General features: G+C 44.6%; 21 protein-coding genes and 1 rRNA gene. 16 read left to right on the forward strand and 6 right to left on the reverse strand.

Features of this window, described 5'->3' with window-relative positions; genetic code table 11:
• The 3 genes from apaG to K7R10_RS05180 all read left to right on the forward strand — a co-directional run bounded on the left by apaG (position 1) and on the right by K7R10_RS05180 (position 2,546).
• A complete protein-coding gene (gene apaG, locus K7R10_RS05170; RefSeq protein ID WP_224483609.1) occupies positions 1-387 on the forward strand; it encodes a Co2+/Mg2+ efflux facilitator ApaG/CorD in 387 nt (128 codons plus the stop codon).
• Positions 388-480: 93 nt separating this feature from the next.
• Positions 481-2,106, forward strand: a complete 1,626-nt coding sequence (pruA, locus tag K7R10_RS05175) for an L-glutamate gamma-semialdehyde dehydrogenase (protein WP_224483610.1) — start codon at positions 481-483, stop codon at positions 2,104-2,106.
• A 164-nt stretch (positions 2,107-2,270) separates the two neighbouring features.
• Positions 2,271-2,546, forward strand: a complete 276-nt coding sequence (locus K7R10_RS05180; RefSeq protein WP_224483611.1) for a hypothetical protein — start codon at positions 2,271-2,273, stop codon at positions 2,544-2,546.
• A gap of 5 nt (positions 2,547-2,551) precedes the next feature.
• On the opposite strand, the gene rsmG is transcribed toward K7R10_RS05180, so the two are convergent.
• A complete protein-coding gene (gene rsmG, locus K7R10_RS05185) occupies positions 2,552-3,187 on the reverse strand; it encodes a 16S rRNA (guanine(527)-N(7))-methyltransferase RsmG (RefSeq protein WP_224483612.1) in 636 nt (211 codons plus the stop codon).
• Positions 3,188-3,336: 149 nt separating this feature from the next.
• Between rsmG and K7R10_RS05190 the strand changes: the two genes are divergently transcribed.
• Both K7R10_RS05190 and K7R10_RS05195 read left to right on the forward strand, forming a co-directional pair.
• Complete coding sequence (locus K7R10_RS05190) at positions 3,337-4,446, forward strand: fatty acid desaturase family protein (protein ID WP_370631296.1); 1,110 nt, start codon at positions 3,337-3,339, stop codon at positions 4,444-4,446.
• A 21-nt stretch (positions 4,447-4,467) separates the two neighbouring features.
• On the forward strand, positions 4,468-5,661 hold the full coding sequence (locus K7R10_RS05195) for a pyridoxal phosphate-dependent aminotransferase (RefSeq protein WP_224483613.1): 1,194 nt from the start codon (positions 4,468-4,470) through the stop codon (positions 5,659-5,661).
• A 50-nt stretch (positions 5,662-5,711) separates the two neighbouring features.
• On the opposite strand, the gene K7R10_RS05200 is transcribed toward K7R10_RS05195, so the two are convergent.
• Positions 5,712-7,205 (reverse strand): TrkH family potassium uptake protein, encoded by a 1,494-nt coding sequence (locus K7R10_RS05200; RefSeq protein WP_224483614.1) that lies wholly within the window; start codon positions 7,203-7,205, stop codon positions 5,712-5,714.
• A gap of 5 nt (positions 7,206-7,210) precedes the next feature.
• Complete coding sequence (trkA, locus tag K7R10_RS05205) at positions 7,211-8,560, reverse strand: Trk system potassium transporter TrkA (protein ID WP_224483615.1); 1,350 nt, start codon at positions 8,558-8,560, stop codon at positions 7,211-7,213.
• 131 nt (positions 8,561-8,691) lie between these two features.
• Here trkA and ubiE point away from each other — a divergent pair, with 131 nt between their 5' ends.
• Positions 8,692-9,423, forward strand: coding sequence for a bifunctional demethylmenaquinone methyltransferase/2-methoxy-6-polyprenyl-1,4-benzoquinol methylase UbiE (ubiE, locus tag K7R10_RS05210; protein ID WP_224483616.1), 732 nt, complete (start codon positions 8,692-8,694; stop codon positions 9,421-9,423).
• 58 nt (positions 9,424-9,481) lie between these two features.
• The gene (gene porT / locus K7R10_RS05215) at positions 9,482-10,180 is read left to right on the forward strand and encodes a type IX secretion/gliding motility protein PorT/SprT (protein ID WP_224483617.1); all 699 of its coding nucleotides are present in this window, start codon (positions 9,482-9,484) and stop codon (positions 10,178-10,180) included.
• Positions 10,181-10,185: 5 nt separating this feature from the next.
• On the opposite strand, the gene K7R10_RS05220 is transcribed toward porT, so the two are convergent.
• On the reverse strand, positions 10,186-10,917 hold the full coding sequence (locus tag K7R10_RS05220; RefSeq protein WP_224483618.1) for a TrmH family RNA methyltransferase: 732 nt from the start codon (positions 10,915-10,917) through the stop codon (positions 10,186-10,188).
• Between the two features lie 40 nt (positions 10,918-10,957).
• Between K7R10_RS05220 and tamL the strand changes: the two genes are divergently transcribed.
• From tamL to accD, 3 genes are all read left to right on the forward strand, one after another.
• Positions 10,958-13,498 (forward strand): translocation and assembly module lipoprotein TamL, encoded by a 2,541-nt coding sequence (tamL, locus tag K7R10_RS05225; protein WP_224483619.1) that lies wholly within the window; start codon positions 10,958-10,960, stop codon positions 13,496-13,498.
• A 72-nt stretch (positions 13,499-13,570) separates the two neighbouring features.
• Positions 13,571-14,638: a class II fructose-bisphosphate aldolase gene (gene fbaA, locus K7R10_RS05230; protein ID WP_224483620.1), complete on the forward strand. Its 1,068-nt coding sequence runs from the start codon at positions 13,571-13,573 to the stop codon at positions 14,636-14,638.
• A gap of 52 nt (positions 14,639-14,690) precedes the next feature.
• The gene (gene accD, locus K7R10_RS05235; protein WP_224483621.1) at positions 14,691-15,548 is read left to right on the forward strand and encodes an acetyl-CoA carboxylase, carboxyltransferase subunit beta; all 858 of its coding nucleotides are present in this window, start codon (positions 14,691-14,693) and stop codon (positions 15,546-15,548) included.
• A gap of 71 nt (positions 15,549-15,619) precedes the next feature.
• On the opposite strand, the gene K7R10_RS05240 is transcribed toward accD, so the two are convergent.
• On the reverse strand, positions 15,620-16,438 hold the full coding sequence (locus tag K7R10_RS05240; RefSeq protein WP_224483622.1) for a hypothetical protein: 819 nt from the start codon (positions 16,436-16,438) through the stop codon (positions 15,620-15,622).
• Between the two features lie 144 nt (positions 16,439-16,582).
• Between K7R10_RS05240 and rpsO the strand changes: the two genes are divergently transcribed.
• From rpsO to K7R10_RS05270, 6 genes are all read left to right on the forward strand, one after another.
• Positions 16,583-16,852, forward strand: coding sequence for a 30S ribosomal protein S15 (gene rpsO, locus K7R10_RS05245; protein ID WP_224483623.1), 270 nt, complete (start codon positions 16,583-16,585; stop codon positions 16,850-16,852).
• A 228-nt stretch (positions 16,853-17,080) separates the two neighbouring features.
• The gene (locus tag K7R10_RS05250; RefSeq protein WP_224483624.1) at positions 17,081-19,330 is read left to right on the forward strand and encodes a polyribonucleotide nucleotidyltransferase; all 2,250 of its coding nucleotides are present in this window, start codon (positions 17,081-17,083) and stop codon (positions 19,328-19,330) included.
• Between the two features lie 154 nt (positions 19,331-19,484).
• Positions 19,485-20,474: a glycosyltransferase family 2 protein gene (locus K7R10_RS05255; protein WP_224483625.1), complete on the forward strand. Its 990-nt coding sequence runs from the start codon at positions 19,485-19,487 to the stop codon at positions 20,472-20,474.
• Positions 20,434-21,321 (forward strand): lysylphosphatidylglycerol synthase transmembrane domain-containing protein, encoded by an 888-nt coding sequence (locus K7R10_RS05260; protein ID WP_224483626.1) that lies wholly within the window; start codon positions 20,434-20,436, stop codon positions 21,319-21,321. Before K7R10_RS05255 ends, K7R10_RS05260 begins: the two co-directional genes overlap by 41 nt.
• Before the next feature lie 7 nt (positions 21,322-21,328).
• Positions 21,329-23,044 carry an ArnT family glycosyltransferase gene (locus K7R10_RS05265; RefSeq protein WP_224483627.1) on the forward strand — a complete coding sequence of 572 codons (1,716 nt, stop codon included), beginning with the start codon at positions 21,329-21,331 and terminating at the stop codon, positions 23,042-23,044.
• A gap of 119 nt (positions 23,045-23,163) precedes the next feature.
• A complete protein-coding gene (locus tag K7R10_RS05270) occupies positions 23,164-23,856 on the forward strand; it encodes a hypothetical protein (RefSeq protein WP_224483628.1) in 693 nt (230 codons plus the stop codon).
• Between the two features lie 1,526 nt (positions 23,857-25,382).
• On the opposite strand, the gene rrf is transcribed toward K7R10_RS05270, so the two are convergent.
• Positions 25,383-25,452: ribosomal RNA gene (gene rrf / locus K7R10_RS15365) — 5S ribosomal RNA — on the reverse strand; the annotation flags it as partial.

Below are 25,452 nucleotides of genomic sequence, written 5' to 3' on the forward strand. Positions count from 1 at the left end.
ATGACCACCCAGGTAACAAAAGGAATTAAGATCTCTGTAGACACCAGTTTTGAAGGAACCTTCTTCAAAAACTACCGTATACACTTTGCCTTCGGTTACCGCATCACCATAGAGAATCAGAGCAAAGACGCTGTTCAGCTTACTTCCAGACACTGGCAGATCTTCGATGCGCTGAACCAGGTAGAATTCGTCGACGGTGAAGGGGTCATTGGAAAAAAACCTGTTATCAAACCGGGTGAATCTCACAGCTACACCTCAGGATGCCTGCTTACTTCCCCCATCGGGGCCATGAGAGGGCATTACGACATGGTCAATTTCACCACCACCAAAAGGTTTAAGGTGTTCATTCCCACCTTCAAACTCTCTGCACACTTCGCATTGAACTAATGCCAGGCTTTAACAGGATTTTGGTTTTTTAAACCATATCCCTTTTACTACCTTTGATTCAAATTCAATCTTACAATATAAAATATCAATCTTATGGGAAAAGGCTTTTTTGAAGTTCCGGTTGCGGTTAACGAACCCGTTAAAACCTATGCTCCCGGAACTCCCGAAAGAGAAGCTGTTCTAAAACAGTATAAAGAATTTTACAACCAGAAAGTCGATGTTCCGCTATATATCAACGGAAAAGAGATTCAAACCGGAAACACCAGACCGCTCTCACCCCCACACGATCACCAGCACCAGGTGGGTCAATACCATCTGGCCGACAAGTCGCACGTAGAGGAAGCTATCAGCACAGCCCTTGAGGCTCGCGAGAAGTGGGCTAACCTGGAATGGGAGCAGCGTGCAGCGATCTTCTTAAAGGCCGCAGATCTGATCGCCGGTCCTTACAGACAAAAAATGAATGCCGCCACCATGATGGCGCAGTCTAAGACCATATACCAGGCTGAGATCGATTCTGCCTGCGAACTGATCGATTTTCTGCGATTCAACGTTCAGTATATGTCTGAGATCTACGCTGATCAACCGGATTCTGACAGAGGAATGTGGAATCGCGTGGAATACAGACCTCTGGAAGGCTTTGTGTATGCCATCACTCCATTCAACTTCACTGCGATTGCAGGAAACCTGCCTACCAGTGCAGCCCTGATGGGAAATGTCGTGGTCTGGAAACCAAGTGACCACCAGATCTATTCGGCAAAAGTGATCATCGATGTATTAAAAGAAGCAGGTGTACCTGACGGAGTTATCAACGTTGTTTACGGAGACCCTGAAATGATCACCAACACCGTATTGGATTCTCCAGACTTTGCCGGGATTCACTTTACCGGTTCAACCAATGTTTTCAAAGGCATCTGGACCAAGATCGGAGAGCGTATCGACAGATACAAGACTTACCCGCGTATCGTAGGTGAAACCGGAGGTAAAGATTTTATCATCGCTCACCCTGACAGCAACAGCAAGCAGGTAGCCACTGCCATTACACGCGGTGCATTCGAGCTTCAAGGCCAAAAGTGTAGTGCCGCCTCCAGGATCTATCTTCCTAAGTCTAAGGCAGACGAGATTCTTAACTTTGTTAAGGAAGATGTGAAAAGCATCAAAATGGGGTCTCCTGAAAATATGGAGAACTTCGTTACCGCTGTGATTCACGAAGGAGCCTTCGATAAACTGGCCGGATATATCGACCGCGCCAAAGAAGACAAGGAAGCAGAAATTATCGCCGGAGGTAATTATGACAAATCCAAAGGTTATTTCATAGAACCTACCGTTATTCTAACCACCGATCCGAAATATGTCACTATGACAACCGAACTTTTCGGCCCGGTAGTCACCGTATATGTATACGATGATAATAAATGGGAAGAAACACTCGAACTGGTAGACGGAACCTCTGAATATGCATTAACAGGAGCGGTTTTTGCCAATGACCGATATGTGATCGCCCAGGCGACCAAGGCTTTGCAAAATTGCGCCGGGAACTTCTACATCAACGACAAACCTACCGGAGCCGTTGTGGGTCAACAGCCTTTTGGCGGAGCGAGAGCTTCAGGAACCAACGATAAGGCGGGATCTGCACAAAACCTCCTCAGATGGGTGTCACCAAGACTCATCAAAGAAACCTTTGTGACTCCGACCGATTACCGCTACCCTTTCATGGGATAGATACGGAATCAGCTAAAAACAGACCCGGAAATCTTTAGTGATTTCCGGGTTTTTTTATGGCCTGAAAGACCGAAAATCAAATTCCAATGTTAATTTAATGTTACGTAAATATTTCTTTAATGTAAATTTTTTAGTAAATTGAGGGTGCTTTAAATCCCGGAACAATGAAAAATGATGAAAAATTTTGCATTCTCAGAGTGCATTACGACCTCATAGAGGCGTGCGAAACAGGTGAGAGAAAAATAAGTCAGACAGAGTTCGACCATATATTCACCGGTCGGAAGAAGGCTGAAATATTAAAGAAGATCAGTAAATTCGAAAACAGGCTGCGCAAACGCAACGCGGAAAGCAAGCGCAGCATCCTGCAGAAAAAACTAAGATATCTCAGAGATTACATCAGTCACTGCCGTCACAGCTACGAAACCCTGCTGAGGATCTGACGATCTCAGCCACGGTATTTCAGGGGAAGGTAAACCACTTTCTTCGATTCAAAGAAAGGCTCGTCGAAATAAGAAGACAATTCAAATACCTGTGCGGTCTGGTAAATCTCCAGTTCCTTTGAAAGATCACCACCTTTAAGATACAATATTCCGTTTTTCAGATGGTGAACCGCTTTCTTTTTGACCTTGCCCTTAACCCATTTAACAAAATCAGGCATATTGGTCACCGCACGACTTACGATAAAATCAAATTCGCGGTCAACCTTTTCTATTCGTGCATGAAGGGTCTCTACATTTTTGAGTCCGAGTTCCTGCACGACCTCATCGACCACCCTGATCTTCTTCCCTATTGAATCGACTAAAAGAAAACGGGTATGCGGAAACATGATAGCCAGCGGAATACCCGGAAAACCCCCTCCGGTACCCACATCAGCCACATCGGTATCGGGAAGAAATTCCTGCACCTTGGCGATTCCCAGTGAATGCAATACGTGGCGAATATAGAGCTCATCTATATCTTTCCGGCTGATCACGTTGATACGCTCATTCCAGTAAGTATAAATCGATTCCAGTTTCTCGAATTGCGACATTTGCTCTTCTGTAAGAGCCGGAAAGTACTTGCTGATCACCGATGTTTGCATAGTTCTCTTAACATTTATGGGACAAATTTAACTAATTCAGATCTGCTATTTAAGAGAATAGCTCTTGCTAATATATATTAATGCTTATTTTTGCTTCTTTAAGGCTCCAAACACCAGCCTTAAATTATGAATACTTTACACACATTAATATGATGAACGCAAGGCAAGCTGTGCGGTTCTCGAGAAGAGACCCCTCCAATTTTTTCAAAACACTGAATTCAAGAGTAAATCAATATTTTAAAGAAAACAATATCAAGAAAACCGGAAACTGGAAACTCCACCTGAAAACGGCGGTCATGTTCCTCCTGTTTCTGGCCCCCTATTTCGTATTGCTTACCGTCTCCATGAACCAATGGCTGCAACTGCTGCTAACCATTGTGATCGGCGTGGGAATGGCCGGAGTAGGTATGAATGTCATGCATGACGGTAATCATGGGTCATATTCTTCAAGAAAATGGCTTAACAAGATCATGGGTGCCAGCATTTATATTCTGGCAGGAAACGTCTACAACTGGAAGGTACAGCACAACGTACTGCACCATACGTATACCAACATCCCCGGTCATGACGAAGATCTGGATGCAGGGCGTATTATTCGGTTTTCAAAACACTCAGAATGGCGAAGATTCCATAAGTTCCAACATTATTATTCGGTTTTTCTGTATGGACTACTGACTTTGAACTGGGCGATAACGACAGATTTCAAACAGATGAGAAGCTACATGAAAAGAAAACTATCGTATGGAAAATTCCCGAACCCGACCAAAGAATGGACGATCCTGATCATCACTAAAGTGATCTACCTTACCATATGGATCGTATTGCCATTGCTTTTTATCGATATCGCCTGGTGGAAAATTCTGATCGGCTTCTTTGCTATGCATTATACAGCCGGATTGATCCTGAGTATCATCTTTCAGCTGGCACACATTGTAGAAGAGACCGACACTGTAGTTCCGGACGAAACCGGCAGCATCAAGAACACCTGGGCTATTCACCAGCTTTTCACCACAACCAATTTTTCAACAAGAAACAAATTGGTCAACTGGTTCACCGGAGGCTTGAATCATCAGGTGGAACACCATATTTTCCCTAACATCAGTCATGTTCACTATGACAAGATTGCTGAGATCGTAAAGGAAACAGCCAAAGAGTTCAACCTGCCCTACCACGAATACCGCACCACACGGCAGGCTATTATTTCCCATTTCCGCCACCTGAGGGAACTGGGCAAAAGACCTTCAATAGCAATGCAATAAAACCGAAACTTCTATTAATAAATGAAACCAACTTTATCTGACAAAATTCTGAACATGTCTACTTCAGCCACGCTCGCAATGGCTGCCAAGGCCCGGGAGCTCAAAGCTGAAGGAAAAGACATTATTGGCCTTAGTCTGGGAGAACCCGACTTTAACACTCCTGACTTTATCAAGGAGGCTGCAAAAGAAGCCATCGATCAGAATTATAACAGTTACACCCCGGTAGACGGCTATGCTGACCTGAAGCTGGCTATCGTTCAAAAATTCGTCAGAGACAACAACCTGCATTACAGCCCTTCAGAAATCATCGTTTCTACAGGTGCCAAGCAGTCTCTCGCCAATGTGGCGATGGCCATACTCAACCCGGGAGACGAGGTGATTCTCCCTGCTCCTTACTGGGTAAGTTATTCTGAGATCGTCAAACTGGCCGGAGGAGTACCCGTAGAGGTACGAACCACCATAGAGAACGATTTCAAGATGACGGCTGAGCAGCTGGAAGCTGCCATCACCCCGAAAACAAAGATGCTGTGGTACAGCTCTCCTTGTAACCCATCAGGTTCTGTTTACAGTGAAAAAGAGCTAAAGGCTCTTGCAGAGGTGTTAAAAAATCATGAAGGTATCATCGTAGTTTCTGATGAGATCTATGAACACATCAATTTCGTGGGAACCCACACCAGCATGGCTGCTATAGAAGGCATGAAAGATCGTACCGTAACAGTAAATGGGGTATCAAAGGCGTTCGCCATGACAGGCTGGAGAATCGGATATATCGGAGCTCCTGAATGGATCGCCAAAGCCTGCAACAAGGTACAGGGTCAGATCACCAGTGGAGCGAATTGTATTGCACAAAGAGCAGTCATCGCTGCACTCGAGGCTCCGGTTTCGAAAATACAATACATGATAGACAAGTTTCACGAAAGAAGAGACATGGTGCTGAACCTATTAGGAGAGATCGATGGCCTTCAGCTTAACGTGCCCGGAGGAGCATTCTATGTTTTTCCAAACGTCTCTAACTTCTTTGGAAAAACCATTCGGGGAAAAGTCATCAACAATGCTACTGATCTTTCTCTGCTTTTACTGGAAGAAGCTCAGGTCGCTACAGTTACCGGTGAGGCTTTTGGCGCACCCGATTGTTTGCGAATCTCATATGCTGCTTCAGAAGAAGAGCTGAAAGAAGCTATCAAAAGAATTAAGGAAGTATTAAGCGAAGCATAGAATTACGCTTTAAACAGAATGCAAAAGCCTGCTATCGAGCAGGCTTTTTTTTATGCCCGCTTCCAGAAATTCGGACTAAAGAGAATCAGCACTGTGAACAGTTCGAGACGGCCGGAGATCATCAAAAATGAACACCACCATTTACCCAACACGGGCAGACTGTCAAAATTAGCCAAGGGGTTCAGTTGTCCGAAAGCCGGTCCGACATTCCCGAGAGTGGCGGCCGACCCTCCGACCGCAGTAACAAAATCAAGGCCCAGCGCACCGAGTACTATCGCCCCGATAATGAACATCAGCATATATAAAATAAAAAAGGCCAGGATATTGAAGATGATATTCTCAGAAACCGACTTGCCGTTATAGCGCACAGGTATCACCGCATTAGGGTGCAGGGTTCGCTTGAACTCCAGTAACCCGTTCTTGATCATCAACAGGTGCCTCACCACCTTGACCCCACCCGCTGTTGAACCCGCAGAACCTCCAACGAACATGATCCCGAAAAAGATCACTGTCAGAAAAGGGGTCCAGCCGGTAAAATCTGCCGTTACGAACCCGGTGGTGGTGATCACAGAAACGACCTGGAAAAGACCGTGACGAAACGCGCTTTCTGCCTCTCCGAACATCATGGGGTGATAATCGCTTACCGGCACATTGGCCTTTAGGTAAATTATCAGGAAGGCAACAATGCTCACTCCCAGGATCAAACCGCCATAAAATCGAAACTCGTAGTCTTTGATCACCTTCTGCACCTTCCCCTTAAAAGCGAAATAGCTCAACACGAAATTGGTACCCGCCAGAAACATGAACAAGATGATAATGTATTCGATCAACGGATTATCATTCCAATAGGCGATGCTGGCATTTTTGGTAGAAAACCCTCCGGTTGACAAGGTTGACATCGCATGGTTGATCGCGTCGAAAAAGTTCATACCGGCCAAAAAGAGAAGCAGGGTCTCAGCCAGGGTGTAACCCACATAGATAAGCCATAGCCTCTTAGCCGTGTCAGTGATACGCGGGTGAAGTTTATCAGCACTGGGGCCGGGTGCTTCAGCAGCAAATAACTGCATCCCCCCTATACCCAGCAAGGGTAATATGGCTATTGCCAGTACGATGATACCCATACCCCCGATCCAGTGGGTGGTACTTCTCCAGAACAATATACCTTCAGGCAATACCTCTATATCATTGATGATAGTGGCTCCGGTCGTGGTATACCCGCTCATGGTCTCAAAGAAGGCATTGGTAAAATCAGGAATGGTACCAGTGAAAAGATATGGCAACGTACCTGAAAGTGACATGACCAGCCAGCCGAAGCTAACGATCATATATCCTTCTCTCTTTTTAATATCGGTATCGTGATCGCGGGTGGTATACATCATCAGAGTACCGATGAAAAGTGTTGCTACACCTGCAAAACTGATCTCAAGGGTAGCACCATCCTGGTAGAGACCACTCACAAGAGCTGACAATAACATAAAGCCCCCGTTAAACAACAGGAGCAGGCCCATTAAATGAATGATGACTTTGGTATTGAGGCGCTTCATAAAGATCAGAGAAAGAGTTTTTCTACCTTGGAGATGGATTTAGGGAGGCAGCATACCACTACACGGTCGCCGCTCTGAATGGTAAAATCTCCCAAGGCAATGATTCCTTCACCGTCTCTGATCACCCCGCCAATGATGGCTGAGCGTGGAAAATCAAGATCTTTAATTCGTTGTCCGTTCACCTCAGATGAAGGCTTCACAATGAATTCGAGAATTTCAGCATTCAGGTTGTTAAGACGGGTCAGAGCAACCACTTCACCTTTCCTGATATATCGAAAGATATTGTTGGCCGCTAAAAGTTTCTTATTGATAAGGGTATCGATCCCGATCGATTGCGAGAGCTGGAAATAGTCCATATTCTCAACCAATGCGATGGTCTTTTTGATATTCTTTGATTTGGCCACCAGGCAAGACATGATATTAGTCTCAGAATTTCCGGTAACCGAAATAAATGCGTCCATTTCTTCTATATCCTCTTCCTCCAGCAACTCAACGTTCCTTCCGTCACCGTTGATGATCAACGCATTGGGCAATTCATCAGCCAGATCAAACGCCTTTGACTTATCCTGTTCGATCAGCTTAACACGAAACTTGTTTCCACAGAGGTCGCGCGCGGTCTTGAAACCTATCTTACTCCCACCGAGTATCATTACATTTTTGATCGACTCACGCGTCTTCCCGGTAAGCTTATACAGCTCATCAACCCCTTCCTTAGAAGTGACAAAATACGCCTGATCTCCCTCTTTAAAAACGGTGTCTCCGCGGGGAATCAGCGTATATTGAGTTCCGAAGCGCTGAATGGCGATAGGCACAAAATGCAGTTCGGGAAAGATGCCTGCAGCTTCCTTGACCGATTTCCCTACAAAGGGGGCAGTGCGCTGCAAACTGGTTCCCACCATGATCAAAGCACCATCCTCGAATTCATAGCTGTCATTAAATGCCGATTGATCCAGCAGTAACTGAATCTCTTCAGAGGCAAGCTTTTCCGGAGAAATGAGCTCATCGATACCCAACTTTGAAAAGCCCAGTTCTTCCTTATGATAGATAAATTCTGTATTTGAAATTCGGGCGATGGTTTGCTTGCACCCCAACTGTTTGGCCAGCAGGCATAAGGTGATATTGGTCGTTTCAGATGCTGTTACCCCGATCACCATATCACTGGATTCCACCCTTGCCTCCTTAAGAACAGAAACAGATGTGGCATCTCCTTTTAACACTTTTATATCTAAGTGAGTATCGGCGTAGTTTAGATTTTCTTTATCGATATCGATAAGTGTGATGTCCTGGGATTCATACGACAGAAGTTTGGCCAAATGAAACCCTACTTCACCAGCACCTGCAATAATTATTTTCATTAAAGTTGTGCTCTTGAAATGCAAGTACAAATATAGGTCAATTTTAGTACAATAAGCAGAAAACAGGCTGTTTATGGGAAAGACTGGCAAACATGCTCATCAATGTAGTATCTTTGCGCAAAAATTGCCTAATGTCAAAAAATGTAAAACCCTATAAAGACTCAGACCAGGGTAAAAAGCAACAGGTTACCCGTATGTTCGACAATATTTCTGAGAACTACGATGGTCTGAACCGAATCATTTCTTTCGGCATTGATAACAGCTGGCGCAGAAAAATCGTTAAAGAGGTAGAAAAGTCAGGAGCCGAAAGTGTACTGGATATCGCTACCGGCACAGGCGATCTGGCCATCCAGATAGCAGAGAACACTAAGGCTGGCGAAATAAAAGGACTTGACATTTCTCCCGGGATGCTTGAGGTAGGTAAAAAGAAGGTTTCGGGAAAAAACCTGAACGAAAAGATCGAAATGATACTGGGCGACAGCGAGTCACTACCCTTTGAAGACGATCGTTTCGATGCCATCACCGTAGCTTTCGGGGTGCGAAATTTTGAAACCCTTGAAAAAGGACTGGCCGAGATCTACAGAGTCCTGAAACCCGGCGGTGTCTTCCTGGTGCTGGAAACCTCTGTACCCACTAAATTTCCCTTTAAGCAAGGTTATCGGTTCTACTCAACCACACTCTTACCACTTATTGGAAAAATGTTATCCAAAGACAAATCTGCTTACGGTTATTTATCTGAATCTGCTGCAGTTTTTCCTTTCGGTGAGGAATTCAACAATATTTTACGTAAAATTGGGTTTAATAATGTAGAACACAGGCCTCAGACTTTCGGGGTAGCGACCATATATCGCGCCACCAAATAGTACCGAGCCATATAAAGCGTAGTGAGAAAACATTACCATAACCTAAATTAACCAACCCGTGAAGAACCTGCTCCTGTATTTGATCCTTATTTTGGGTGTCAGCTCCGGCTCCTTTGCTCAGTTCAATGAGTCTCCCATTATAAACCTTCAGAACGAAGACAAGAAACTCCTGAATTGGGGGTACTACCTCGGTCTGAATCAATACGGTTTTAAGTTCGATTATATCGACAATAACAATGTCTATATACTTGATGGTAAATCGATCGGTTTCAACGTAGGACTTATAGGGGAGTTAAGACTCAATGATCACTTCGATCTGAGGCTGGAACCCGGACTTTATTACACCAAAAGAGATCTTGGCTTTCCTAATTTCAACGATCTGAGAGACTATCTCCGGGAAACCAAATCCACCTATATTCATCTCCCACTCCTATTGAAAGCCAGCACCAAAAGACTGGGGAATTTTAAACCTTACGTTGTCGGAGGTGTATCCACCTCGTTCAATCTCAGCAGTAATGAGAACAATCCGGACGATAATTCCAGCGGTACTTTTCGTATGACTACCAATACCTATTATTATGAATTAGGCTTTGGTATCGATTTTTACCTGTACTATTTCAAATTCTCACCATCGATAAGAGGAGTATTCGCCATCAGTGACGAACTGGTGCGTGACAGCAATCCGAACAGCCCGTGGACCGGTAATATCGATGGAATGTACAGCAGGGCGGTATTCATCAATTTCACTTTCGAATAGTCTATCTATCCAAGAGCTTTCCTCCTGAATTCACTTAGGCAGACAGAAGTCGCTGTAGCCACATTCAGACTTTCGGCCAGTTGCCGGTTACCAAATCGCGGGATGGTCACACGCATACCGGCCAGATTCATGATCTGTGGTGAAACCCCATGTGCTTCATTACCCATTACCAGAGCAAAAGAGGCAGGAGCCTCCACCTGATAGAGATCTTCACCATCCATGGCTGTTACGCAGACCGGATGGGGATACTCAGAAAAAAATTCAATCAGGTCGGCGTAAACCACGTTCACTCTTCCAAGGGAACCCATGGTGGCCTGTACCACCTTAGGATTATAACAATCTGCGGTTTCCTTACTGCAGACCAGATCAGTCACTCCGAACCAGTCACACAAACGTATAATGGTACCCAGGTTTCCGGGGTCTCTTACATCATCAAGAACGAGGGTCAATCCATCGTAACTCACCTGATCAGCACGTCTCATTTTAAACACCCCCAAAGCCTGGTTAGGCGTTTTAAGCGCCGTCATTCGTTTCAACTCAGATTCGCTCACTCCCTCGGCCCTTCCTTCGAAATCATCGAGACCGGGATCGAGTGCATATAAGCTTTCCATCGGGTAGTCAGAAGCCAGGAATTCACCTATCGCCTTCACCCCTTCCACGATAAAAAGACCTTCACTGTAGCGGTACTTTTTGAGATGTAAACGGCTGATTCGCTTTATTTCACTTTTGCTAACCATCAGAATAATGTATTTTTGACCTAATTAATACCTGACCCCATTGAAGAACTGGTTTGTAAAAATAACGGTATTCTCCATAATACTTCTTATTTCTTCCTGTAATGCCGTTAAAAGAGTACCTGAAGGGGAACTTCTTCTACGGGAAAACACCATTCTGCTCAATGGCGAAAAGGTAAGCGGTCCCGAGATCAACGGGTTGATCACCCAGCAACCCAATACTCTAACCAGACTGTACATCTACAATCAGGCCAAGCCAAATGCCGATTCAATCTACAATGCCAGGCTGGAAAAACAACTGGAGGAACTTAACTTCTTTGAGAGAATGATCTCTGCCAAACAGCTGATACAGATCGCGCGGTATAAAAAAGGCTTCCACAGCTGGTTACGGTCAACCGGAGAACCACCGGTCCTTATCCGGGAAGAGAAAACACAGCGTTCGTTAAGTCGTCTGAAACAATACTACGATACCAAAGGATACTTCAACAACACGGTCAGCCATTCCATCGATACGGCCGATTACAAACCAAAGCGAGCAGGCATGACCTATCGCGTCAATACCGGAAGACCCTATATCATAGATACGCTAACACATGAAATAAGTTCTCCTGAACTGGATTCTTTATACGAAATTCATAAAAAGCGATCCCTGATCAATCAGGGGGAACGATTCGAACTGACCAATTTCAGCAACGAAAGACAGCGCCTGAATAATATTTTTGTCAATAGCGGGATCTACAAGTTCCAGCCTTCAGACATCACTTTTGATATCGTGGCAGACACTTCGGCAGCGAGTGATGATTACTTTATGCCCGTGACCCTGAACATCAAGAACAAACCTGACCCAAGGAGCGACACCCTGCCGGGTATACCCTACAAGGTGCACAAGATCAGGAACGTTAATATTTATGCTGATTACACCTTCAATGCAGACACCACCAATCTGGACTCCATTCATCACGAAGGCTATAACATTTTCTTTCATGATAAACTCAGGTATAAACCCAGTGCCTTAACCGATGCAATGGCCATCAACCCGGGTGATGTTTTTAAAGAATCTGCCAGAAATCTTACTTCAAGGCAAATAGGAAACCTGAAGACCTTCAAATACCCGAATATCACCTACCGATATGCAGACAGCACGGCAGCCATCCTGAACACTAATATCTACCTGACCCCAAGGCCCAGGTTTTCATTGGGCCTGAATACCGATATTTCACATTCGAACATTCAGGATATAGGTATTTCACTCAGCACTTCCCTGGTGAGCAGAAATATTTTCAGAGGGGCAGAAACACTTGAGTTCGCTTTCAGGGGTACCATCGGCTCCTCATCTGAGATCAATAATGTGACCGGAAACTTTTTTAATATAGCCGAATTCGGTGGGGATGTCAGGCTGAACTTTCCCCGTATTGTCTCTCCTTTCAATACCAGCGAGCTCATTCCGAAATACATGTCTCCGGAGACGCGGTGGTCACTGGGTACCACCTTTCAACAAAACATAGGTCTTGACAAGCAAAGTGTAAATGCGATCTGGCGGTATAACTGGCGACCTACCGACTTCAGAAGAAACATATTCGACCTCTTCAATATTCAATATGTCAGGAACCTGAACACAGAAAGATATTATTTCATTTACCGAAACAGCTATGAAGACCTCAATACTGTAGCGACAGAGAACAGTAACCAGGTTAATCCTGATTATTTTAATGAAGATGGAAATCTCACCATTCCCCAAGGAACGGCAGGCTTCACTCAGGATGCTCTCAACGGAGACATCCCGCTCACTCAAGACGAGTTCCTGGAAGTGAATCGCCTGGAGGAGCGACGGGAGAGACTGACTGCGAATAATCTTATATTTTCAGCTAGTTTCACCTGGAACAAGAACAACAGGGAAGGTTTTCAGGATAACGATTTCTACCAGTTTCAAACCAAAATTGAATCGGCCGGTAATACGTTTTCTGCCCTTGATGCACTCATCGATTTTAATAAGACGCCCGACGGAAAGAACACCTTGTTCGGGGTACAATACTCTCAATACATCAAAACAGAATTCGATTATGTGAAGTATTGGCAGCTTTCCCGCAGCACCGTACTGGCATTTCATTCCTTCTTCGGAATCGCCATCCCCTACGGAAACGCAGACAACATACCTTTCCTTCGCAGTTATTTTGCAGGAGGCTCGAACGATAACCGGGCATGGGAAGCCTATTCACTAGGCCCCGGAAGCACCGACAACCTGAACGATTTTAATGAAGCCAACATGAAACTGGCTCTTAACCTCGAATATCGTTTCCCCATTTTCGGACAACTAAAGTCGGCCATCTTTGCTGATGCGGGCAATATTTGGAATGTCTGGGATGATGTCACGCTGGAAAAAGCCGTATTCGAAGATTTGAGTTCACTGGAGGAGATCGCACTGGGTACCGGGATTGGACTAAGGTATGACTTCAACTTCTTTGTTATTCGCTTCGATGTAGGATTCAAAACCTATAATCCGGCCAATGAACCGGGAAGCAGATGGTTCAAAGAATACAACCTGAGCAATGCCGTTTTCAATATTGGTATTAATTATCCCTTCTAACCAAGCTAATTTTATTATTTTTGTGTGATAAAATCAATAACTGCAACAACTTAAAGAAATCAACAAATCCTTATGAGTCACAATATTAAACCCGGAGTAGCTACAGGAGACGAAGTTCAAAACATCTTTAACTACGCCAAAGAAAAAGGGTTTGCCCTCCCCGCTGTAAATGTTATAGGAAGCAGCAGTATCAATGCGGTACTGGAAACAGCCGCCACGCTTAATTCACCCGTGATCATCCAATTCTCTAACGGAGGAGCTCAGTTCAATGCCGGGAAAGGTCTTTCTAACGAAGATCAGAAGGCAGCCATACTCGGAGCCGTTGCCGGAGCCAAGCATGTACACCAGTTAGCGGAAGCCTATGGCGCCACGGTGATTCTTCACACAGACCACTGTGCAAAGAAATTACTCCCATGGATCGACGGCTTGCTGGATGAGAACGAAAAGTACTTTAAAGAGACCGGAAAATCTCTTTATAGCTCGCACATGATCGATCTTTCCGAAGAGCCTCTTGAAGAGAACATCGAGATCTGTAAAAAGTACCTCGAGCGCATGAGCAAGATGAACATGACCCTTGAAATAGAATTGGGTATTACAGGAGGTGAAGAAGACGGGGTAGACAACACAGACGTTGATGACTCTAAACTATACACCCAGCCGGAAGAGGTAGCCTATGCTTACGAAGAATTGATGAAGGTGAGCCCGAAATTTACGGTAGCCGCAGCCTTCGGAAATGTTCACGGGGTTTACAAACCCGGTAATGTGAAACTTACACCTAAAATTCTCAAAAACTCTCAGGAATACATCTCACAAAAATATAACGTACCTGAAAATACCATCGATTTTGTTTTTCATGGCGGTTCCGGATCGACAGTTGAAGAGATCAGGGAAGCTATCGGATACGGTGTTATAAAAATGAATATCGATACCGACCTGCAGTATGCTTTTATGGAAGGTATTCGTGATTATATGGGAGATAAATCTGCATTTCTGAAAAGCCAGATCGGAAACCCTGAAGGACCCGATTCTCCAAATAAAAAATACTATGACCCAAGGGTTTGGCTAAGGGAAGGTGAAAAAACTTTCATCGAAAGGCTAAAAAAGGCCTTCGAAGATTTGAATAATGTAAATACCTTATAAATTTGCAACCTTATAAAAGCCCGAAAGTTAATTTTTAAAAACCTACAACGATATGGCTTGGTTTAAAAGAAAAGAAAAAGGGATACAAACGTCCACAGAACAAAAAAAGGATACTCCAAAAGGACTGTGGTATAAGTCTCCTACAGGAAAAATAGTCGAGGCCGATGAGCTGGCAAAGAATTTCTATGTAAGCCCTGAAGATGACTACCACGTACGAATAGGCAGCAAGGAATATTTCTCCATATTATTTGACGATAATAAATTCAAGGAACTGGATAAAGACATGGTGTCTAAAGACCCTTTAAAATTCGTCGATACCAAGAAATATTCAGAGCGTCTGGAGCAGGCACAGGAAAAAACGAATCTCAAAGATGCCGTGAGAACTGCAGTAGGTAAATCCAAAGGCAAAGACCTGGTCATAGCCTGTATGGATTTTGCTTTCATCGGAGGTTCCATGGGTAGTGTCGTAGGTGAAAAAATCGCCCGCGCCATCGATCACTCCATTCAGAACAAGATACCATTTCTTATGATATCCAAGTCGGGAGGAGCCCGAATGATGGAAGCCGCTTTATCCCTGATGCAGTTAGCAAAAACCTCTGCCAAACTCGCTCAGCTGGCCGACGCCGGCATTCCTTACATATCGCTTTGTACCGATCCGACTACGGGAGGCACCACAGCTTCATATGCTATGCTTGGTGATATTAACATAGCGGAGCCCGGAGCGCTAATCGGATTTGCAGGACCACGAGTAGTTAAAGAAGCCACCGGAAAAGATCTTCCGGAGAACTTCCAGACCTCAGAATTCCTGCTTGAGCACGGATTTCTTGATTTTATAACACACCGGCGAGATCTCAAAAACAAGGTCAACCAGTACATTGACCTTATACAGAATCAGCCGTTACGAGCATAAAAAAAGGTCCCGACAGGGACCTTTTCTCTTTTATATCCTTACTTAATTCCTAAGGCAATTCAATATCAAAGCTAAGCCCCCCCTTCTGAGGTCAGAACCGCCTTGTTATCACAAGCACCCTCTCCGAAATCCAGCACCCCGGAAACCAGATTCTTACTGATAGCCAGCTGTCCGGAAACAAAATGCCTGCAGGAACCTTCTCTTCTTAAAGCAGTGAGGGTTTCTAAAGCGTAACCCCCATCAAGGCTATTGACCACATCTCTGTTACCTGTCACTTCGATCACATTATCTTCCCATCCCTCGGTATCATATCCTGCTATCCATTCTCTTTTTACATCTCCTGAAACCTCCACGTAGAATTCGTTGGGCCAGGTAACCTTTACAGCCGTAATGACATCGGCTTGAGGATTTTGAGCCTCGTTGCTCTGTTGCCACTCGATACGCTTTTCACCGGTCACTGATCTGTCATTGACTTTAAAGCCGTCGAAGCCCACTTCTATAACGGCTGTACCGGCATTCATATCAATGGTATAATCAGCGATAATGGAACCGCTTAGCAAAATACCGTTAGGCAGCTCACATCCTTCACCGAAATCGATTATACGGTTAAAGTGCGTTTCCTTATCGGTCGTGGTGACGGTTGCGCAGGTGGGTAATGCCTCTTTAAAGGATCCTGCAGATTTTGCAGCGCTGAAATCAGAAGATACCGCCACGGTAACCATGTCGTCGATTTGATCTGAAACCAGGTCGGCTTCAGCGTTCGCAGTTATTGCCTCTGCCGACAAGGCACTTTGAGGCATTTCATTTTCCTGTTCATCGGAGCAGGATACCATACTGAGTAATAAGGTTGCAGACAGCAACATTATCACAGATCTGGGTTGTAAATTCATGGAATTTGGGTTTTAAAATTTAACATAAATCAACCTAAGTTAAATAAAATTCGCTAAACTCAACCAAAATGAAAAATATACCTATCTTTGCAGCCTTGTCGGAAAGTCCGGCAAATACATAAAAATCATTTAAATAATATTGGCATGTATTTAAGCAATGAAGTTAAAGCCGAGATCTTCAAGCAGTATGGTGGTGACGAGAAAAACACCGGATCAGCAGAAGGTCAGATCGCGTTATTTACGCACAGAATTAATCACCTAACCAAACACCTGAAAGAGAACCGCAAGGATTTCAACACCGAGCGTGCACTGGTAAGATTGGTAGGTAAAAGACGTAGCCTTCTGGATTACCTGAAGAAAAAAGATATCACCAGATATCGTGCTATTGTTAAGGAATTAAATCTGAGAAAGTAAATATCGGGGGGCTTTGCCCCCTTTTTTTATATTTGAAGCCTGTATTTTTGGTTTCTTACACAGAATTATTTTAGCTTTATAGCTACTTACTCGCATAAAAAGCTCTAACTACTGGTTTTTCATTGGGTTAAACACTTTACCACAACAACACAACTCCCACTGTCTCCCAGACAGTAACCCTATGTTTAACAAAACCACAAACCAGTTTGTGGACTAATTACATCATTTATGATTCCTGAAGTAAAAAAAGAAATTATTGAATTAGGTGATGGTCGTACCATTACCATTGAAACGGGGAAACTCGCCAAGCAGGCAGACGGGTCTGTTGTCGTTCGCATGGGAAATGCGATGCTACTCGGTACCGTTGTATCATCAAGAACAGCCAAACCCGATATCGACTTTCTGCCCCTTACGGTAGATTATCGTGAGAAATTTGCCGCTGCTGGTAGATTTCCCGGAGGTTTTTTCAAAAGAGAAGCGCGTCCGAGTGACCAGGAGGTATTGACCATGCGTCTTGTTGACCGTGTATTGCGTCCTTTATTCCCTAAAGATTATCATGCCGAGACTCAGGTAATGATACAACTTATGTCACACGATGACGAAGTAATGCCTGATGCCCTGGCGGGACTCGCAGCATCTGCCTGTATTCAGCTCTCAGATATTCCTTTTGAGTATCCGATCTCTGAGGTTCGTGTTGCCCGGGTAGACGGCGAACTGATCATCAACCCTAGTAAATCACAGCTGGAAAAGGCCGATATCGACATGATGGTCGGAGCTTCTGAAGACTCTGTTGCCATGGTTGAAGGAGAAATGGATGAAGTTTCAGAACAGGAAATGGCTGAAGCCATTAAATTCGCTCACGAAGCCATCAAAGAGCAATGTGCTGCTCAGCGTCGCCTTGTAGAGCAAGTCGGAGCTAAGGAAGTACGCGAGTATGAAGGTGAGAAGGAAGACGAAGAAATGGAAAAGAAAATCTATGACTTCGCTTATGATAAATGCTATGCTATAGCTAAAGAAGACACTTCAAAGCAGGAGCGCGGTGAGAAGTTCGCCGAGCTGAAAGAAGCTTGTGAAGAACTCTTCACCGAAGAGGAACTGGAAGAGAACGGTGATCTTATCGGGAAATATTTCGGAAAAGCTCAGAAAGAAGCTGTTCGAAATCTGATCCTGGATGAGAAGATCAGACTGGACGGCAGAAAGCCGGAAGATATCAGACCTATATGGTGTGAGATCGACTACCTGCCGGGAACTCACGGTTCTTCTATATTTACCCGGGGAGAGACCCAGGCACTTGCCACGGTTACTCTTGGTACCTCTAAACAGGCCAATGTGATCGACCTGCCTACAGACCAGGGAGAAGAGAAATTCTACCTGCATTATAACTTCCCTCCTTTCTCAACCGGTGAAGCAAGACCTATCAGAGGGACTTCACGAAGAGAGATCGGACACGGAAATCTGGCTCAAAGAGCCCTCAAAGGTATGATCCCTGATGATTGTCCGTATACCGTAAGAATAGTATCTGAGGTACTAGAATCAAACGGATCATCGTCTATGGCAACGGTTTGTGCCGGAACCATGGGATTGATGGATGCCGGGGTACAACTTATCAGACCTGTATCGGGTATTGCCATGGGACTTATCTCTGATGGTGATCGCTATGCAGTTCTTTCAGATATTCTGGGAGATGAGGATCACCTGGGAGACATGGACTTCAAAGTAACCGGTACTGAAAAAGGTATCACTGCCTGCCAGATGGATATCAAGATCAAAGGTCTTTCTTACGAAATCCTTGAAAAGGCACTGAACCAGGCCAGAGAAGGTCGTTTGCATATTTTGAAGCACCTTACAGATACTATTGCAGAGCCACGTGAGAATGTTAAAGCTCATGCACCGAAGATCGTTACCACTACCATCCCGACCGAATACATCGGTGCACTTATTGGACCAGGTGGTAAAGTTATTCAGGAGCTGCAGAAAGAAACCAAAACCGAGATCGTTATCGACGAGGTCGAAGACCAGGGAATTGTTGAAATTCTCGGAACAGACCAGGCCGGAATCGATAAGGTTCTTGAGAAGATCAAAGCCATTACCTTTAAGCCCGATGTCGGAGAGGTTTATGAGGTTAAAGTTATCAAGCTTCTTGATTTCGGAGCCGTAGTTGAATATACCGTTGCCCCCGGTAATGAGACACTGCTGCATATCTCAGAACTGGCATGGGACCGCACCGATAATGTTACCGATGTAGTAAACCTTGGAGACGTATTTGAGGTTAAATACTTCGGGTTTGATCCCAAAACCAAACGTGAGAAAGTTTCGCGCAAAGCCATTCTTCCGAAGCCTGAAGGATATCAGGAACGAAGATCAAGCGGCGGAGATCGCGGAGATCGCAACAGAGATAATAACAGACGCGATAACCGTGGAAGGGATAATCGCGGAAGAGACAATCGCAATCGCGGAGACAGAAGAAACAAAGATTAACGATTGACCACTAATATGAAAAAGCCCGGGGAATTCCCCGGGCTTTTTTTGTTATTCAAATTTAAAACAGCCAAAAACCGGCTGAATTCCCTCAGAAAAGTTAATTTTGTAACCTAATTTTTAAGCCTTAATCACGGCTAAAGAACGACATGTCATGGCAAAAAAAGATCATTATCTCTCGATAGTCATTCCCGTTTATAATGAAGAGGAGAGCGTAACCCCGCTCACAGAAAAGATCGAGGAAAGTCTGAAAGATTACCGGTATCAGCTGATCTATATCGATGATTTCTCTACCGACAATACACGGCAGGTGATCAAGGAGATGAATCACCCCAATGTGCATCTTATCGAACTCAAAAAAAATTACGGACAAAGCCTCGCTCTGGCAGCAGGGATCGATTATGCCGAAGGTGATTTCATCATTACAATGGATGGAGACCTGCAGAACGATCCGGCAGATATTCCAAAAATGGTCGATATTGCCGCCAAAGGCGACTGGGATGTGGTTACCGGTGTTCGCAAGAATCGCAAAGACAGCTACCTGAAAACCATCCCATCGAAAATTGCCAATTTTATCATACGAAAGGCAACGAAGCTTAACCTGAAAGACCAGGGATGCGCCCTTAAGGTTTTCAGCAGTGAAACAGCCAAAGAGCTCAATCTGTACGGGGAAATGCATCGCTTTATCAACCTGCTTGCCTTTCTTAACGGGGCGAGAATAAAAGAAGTCGATGTAAATCACCATCACAGACAGTTCGGGCATTCGAAGTACGGCCTTGGAAGAACTTTCAAGGTTCTCAATGACCTGTTGCTCATCATCTTTCAGCGAAAGCATATGCAAAAGCCCATGTATCTCTTTGGAAACATCGGTCTGATCTTCTTTTTGCTGGGTGCTATTATCAATGTATACCTCCTTGTAGTCAAGCTTATGGGTAATGAGATCGGTGACAGACCTTTGCTCATCCTGGGTGTACTTTTTGTGATAGTCGGAATACAATTCATCACGGTAGGGGTAGTCACAGACCTCTTAATGCGTACCTATTTCGAATCGCAACGCAAACGCCCCTACAGGGTTCGCAATATTTTCAGCCTAAAGTCTGCCCATGGATCAAAGAATAAAGAAACCATTAATCACCTTTCTTAAAATTGCGGTATCCCTGGCGCTGCTATACCTGGTATTCACTAAAGTAGATATCAGGGAAGTGGGGAGAACACTTTCCCGAACACACAGCGGGTATATGCTGTTAGCCCTGTTCTTCTTTATCATATCCCAGGTCATCTCATCTTTTCGGCTGAATCTGTTTTTTCATGAGGCCGGAATGCCACTAGCCCACTTCAGCAATATGCAGCTTTACCTGGTAGGGATGTTCTATAATTTTTTTATTCCCGGCGGAATAGGAGGAGATGCGTATAAGGTCTACCTCCTTAAAAACCATTTCGGCTGGAAAACCAAAAAACTGATCAAGGCAGTCTTCCTGGATCGGCTCAGCGGCCTGATCGCCATCGGCTTATTGCTGACAATAATGGTGATCATCCTGATTCCCGGATACGCATGGCCCCTGAAATCGGTTGTCACCATACTTTTGTTGCTGGTGATACTCCTTACGGCAAAATGGACCTCCCGTCGTTTTTTCAGCTTCGGGGGCAAACTGTATAACCGATCGTTGATTTACTCCATCCTGATACAGGGGTGCCAGTTGATCTGTGTATTTTTTATCCTCAAAGCCTTGAGCCCTGAAATACATGCTATCCTGATCTATCTGGTTATCTTCCTGGTTTCATCGGTCTTATCGGTACTTTCGTTTTCAGGCATCGGAATCAGGGAGTACCTGTTCTTACAGGCCTCAGTGCTGTTTGAACTGGACCAGAGCCTGGCCGTAAGCGTGGGTACGGTATTTTCCCTTATAACGGCCGTTGTATCGATATTCGGGCTATATTTCCATTTCCTGAAGCCGGAACTGAAACTTATAATTCCTTCAAAAGCAAGCTGAACTGCTCATGAAATCACGATTCCTAACCAAAGACGGTCACTTATCAAATACCACCTTGTACCTGTTGTATCTGCTGCTAGCCGTCTGCTACCTTCTGGGCACCTTTATACCGCTAATGGAAAACGACTCAGCCCAGCACGCGGTTATGGCGATGCGAATGTATCTTGAAAATGATTTTGTAAACCTCTATCGCGGAAATGAAGCCTATCTTGATAAGCCCCATATGCACTTTTGGCTGGCAGGTCTGGCTTTCAAAATCTTTGGAATATCCCAATGGGCGTACCGGATACCGGCTCTGCTTTTTACTATAGGTGGCGCCTATGCCGTTTTTCGATTAACAACTGATCTTTACAAGAATGTGCCGAAAGCGTATGCTCACTATGCTGCCCTCATATTTTTGACAGCTCAGGCAATCGTTTTATCGAACCATGATGTAAGAACCGATGCAGTACTCACTGGCGCGGTCATTATTTCTCTTTGGCAGCTTTTTAAATGGGTTGAATATAACCAGCTTAAAAATGTGATCTGGGGAGCCCTTTTCATGGGTATCGCCTTTTCTACGAAGGGCTTGCTCGGACTGGTGGTTATTGGCCTGTGTCTGATAAGCCATATTGCATATACCAATAAATGGAACGTATTTCTACGCGCTTCTCTTTGGGCAGGATTCATTACCCTGCTTATCAGCATCAGTCCGATGTTGTATGCCTATTATTTACAGTTCGATCTTCATCCGGAACTGGTGGTAAACGAACAGACAGATGTTTCCGGAATTCGGTTTATACTTTGGGATCAAAGCTTTAACCGCTTAACCGCAAAAGGCTTTGAAGAAGTGAGTCCGGATTACCTTTTCTTTTTTCACACCATACTCTGGGCCTTTCTGCCCTGGCCATTGCTTTTCTATACCGGAATGTTTCGCAGGTTGAAAGCACTGCTGAAAGCGCGGTTCGATCGTTCGAAATATGATGTGGAAGTACTGACCCTTGGCGGAATCGTGCTTACCCTACTGGTGATAAGTTTCTCAAAATTCAAACTACCCCATTATTTGAATTCACTCATGCCGGTCATGGCGATATTCACGGCTGGTTTTCTGTATACCATAAGGGAGAAGGAAAAACTATTAAGATCCCTTCTGATCGTTCAATATGTTGTGGCAGGCATAGGCATTCTGGCCGTTCTGGGCGTATTATTCCTCACTTTTGAAACTCCCGGTCTCTGGGTCTGGACGGGAGCGTTTAGTATACTCGGAGCGCTTCTTATAGCGATCGGGATCAAGGCTGACCGTACCGCTAAAATTGTCCTGGTAACTGTTTTGGTGTCGGTTTTGATTAACTTTAGCCTGAATGCATATTTCTATCAGCATCTGCTAACCTATCAGAGCGGTAAGCAGCTGGCTCAATACTACCAGGAGGAGTTGAGTGAAGACTATCCCCTCTTTATTCCGGGTAACGAATACCGATGGTCTCTTGACTTCTATACCCGGCAGAATATACCATCCATTTCCCCTGAGGGATTAAAAAGCCTGGAAAGCCCGGTTATTATTGCCACCAATAATAAAGAGCACCTTCTGAACCTGGCAGAAAATGACCCGGGAATCAGTGCGGAAATCGTTTACAGTGCTCCCGATTTCAGGATCACCCGCTTATCGTTAAAGTTTCTGAACAAAGAAACCAGAGAGGCATTGCTTGATGAAGGCTACCTGGTCCTAATCGGTCCGAACCGGTGATATTACAGATCTTTTCTCTAGCAGGCCGCATCCTTCTTTTAACTATTTATAAAGATAAATTTGAACCAATTTCCATATTTTTAGCTGTTAAGCAACGTTGTATATTTTAAAATATTTTTATGAAAATAGCATTAACATCCCTGGTTATTCTCCTGTCTTTCAATTTAGGTTTCACACAAGAAGGAGGAAATCTCATTAACAATAACAATGGTACCTCCGGAAACGCAAGGCCAAACCAACTTTTTGCTAAAAAAGCAGATTATTCAGATATCAAGGCTGAAGGCATTCCTTATGAAAACATGGAATTTCAACCAGGTTTGATTTATATAAACGGTAAACCCGACACTAAGGCAAGGATTCGCTATAATGCTTACAATGATGTGCTGGAGGTCAATGAAGGCGGCGAAACTTACAATTTACTACGCCGGGATTATATCTGGGCAGAGGTGAATGGCAAAAAGTATGGCATCCTGGATTATTTAGAAAACGGGAATAAAAAAAGCGGGTATTTAGTTCCCATATCGGAAGGGGAAATATCTCTTTATTTCAAACCTGCCAAAAAACTAACTGAAGGGAGAGAGCCAAAATCAGGTTTTGAACAATATATCCCTCCGAAATTTGTAAATGATCACCGCTTTTACATAAAAAAGAAAGATGGAGTAATTGAAGAAACAAGAATAAGCAACAGAATGCTCAAAGATTTGTTTAAGGACGATTATAAAAAGGTGAAAGATTTTATCAAAGACAACGACTTGGATATAAAGGAAGCAGAAGATCTCGCAAAAGTATTCGATTATTATAAACAGATGTAAAACCCTTTGAACTTGGATAACAACTAAGCTTGCCTATGGCAGGCTTTTTTCATGTCTTGAGGTAATATGTCCCGGTGAAACAGATTAGGTATTTGTTAGTGTAATACCAACCTAATACTGGTGGCCAGCGCCACTTTTATTTAAAACTTGGTTACAAGCTAAAGCCCAACCCCTCAGTCCAGCTGACGCTGGCTAGCTCCCCTTAAATTAATTTAGTTCCGGCCTAAAGCACAACCCCTCAGGCCTTCGGCCAGCTCCCCTTAAAAGGGGAGCGTATCGGGGATTTCTTAGGATCATTTCGGAAGATTTGTGCAGCCTGCTCATTAAGCACTTGTAATACCCTCCCCTTTTTAAGGGGAGGTGTTCTGGCGCCAAAGCGACAGAACGGAGGGGTTATGCTTGTGATAGCACTAACTCCAGCAGAAAGCAACATCGTACTTTCACTAAAGCCTTCACTTACCCTACTCCTTAACATGAAATGTATGTGCTACCTTAGGCTCACAACCCCTCAGTCCAGCTTGCGCTTGCCAGCTCTCCTTAAATCAATTTAGTTACAGCCTAAAGCGCAACCCCTCAGTCCAGCTTTCGCCGGCCAGCTCCCCTTAAATTAATTTAGATACAGCCTTAGCACAACCCCTCAGTCTGCTGCAAGCATGCAGCAGCCAGCTCCCCTTAAAAGGGGAGCGTATCGGGGATTTCTTAAGACCATTTCCCAGGAGGTATGTAGAATGCTAATTAAAAACAGGAAGTACCCTCCCCTTTCCAAGGGGAGGTGTCCTGGCACGATAGTGACAGAACGGAGGGGTTATGCTTGTGATAGCACTAACTCCAGCAGAAAGCAACATCGCACTTTCATTAAAGCCTTCACTTACCCCACTCCTTAGCATGACATGTATGTGCTCCCTTAGGCTCACAATCCCTCAGGCCTTCGGCCAGCTCCCCTTAAGTAAAATTTAGTTACTGCCATAGGCCCAACCCCTCAGTCTGCTGCAAGCATGCAGCAGCCAGCTCCCCTTAAAAGGGGAGCGTATCGGGGATTTCTTAGGATCATTTCGGAAGATTTGTGTAGCCTGCTCATTAAGCACTTGAAATACCCTCCCCTTTTCAAGGGGAGGTGTTCTGGCGCGAGAGCGACAGAACGGAGAGGTTATGCTTGTTATAGCACTAACTCCAGTAGAAAGCAACATCGCACTTTCATTATAGCCTTCACTTACCCTACTCCTTAACATGACATGTATTTGCTACCATAGGCTCAACCCCTCAGTGCAGCTAACGCTGGCCAGCTCCCCTTGAATAAAATTTAGTTACAACCTAAAGCACAACCCCTCAGGCCTTCGGCCAGCTCCCCTTAAAAGGGGAGCGTATCGGGTGTTTCTTAGGATCATTTCCAAGGAGGTATGTAGAATGCTAATTAAAAACAGGAAATACCCTCCCCTTTTCAAGGGGAGGTGTTCTGGCGCGAGAGCGACAGAACGGAGGGGTCTTAAAACAAAAAACCCCCATCATTTTCATGATGAGGGTTTCAAAGAAGGCGGCGACCTACTCTCCCACTTGCGTAGTACCATCGGCGCTGGCGGGCTTAACTGCTCTGTTCGG

This window comes from Robertkochia aurantiaca (assembly GCF_020166495.1).
GTDB lineage: Bacteria > Bacteroidota > Bacteroidia > Flavobacteriales > Flavobacteriaceae > Robertkochia > Robertkochia aurantiaca.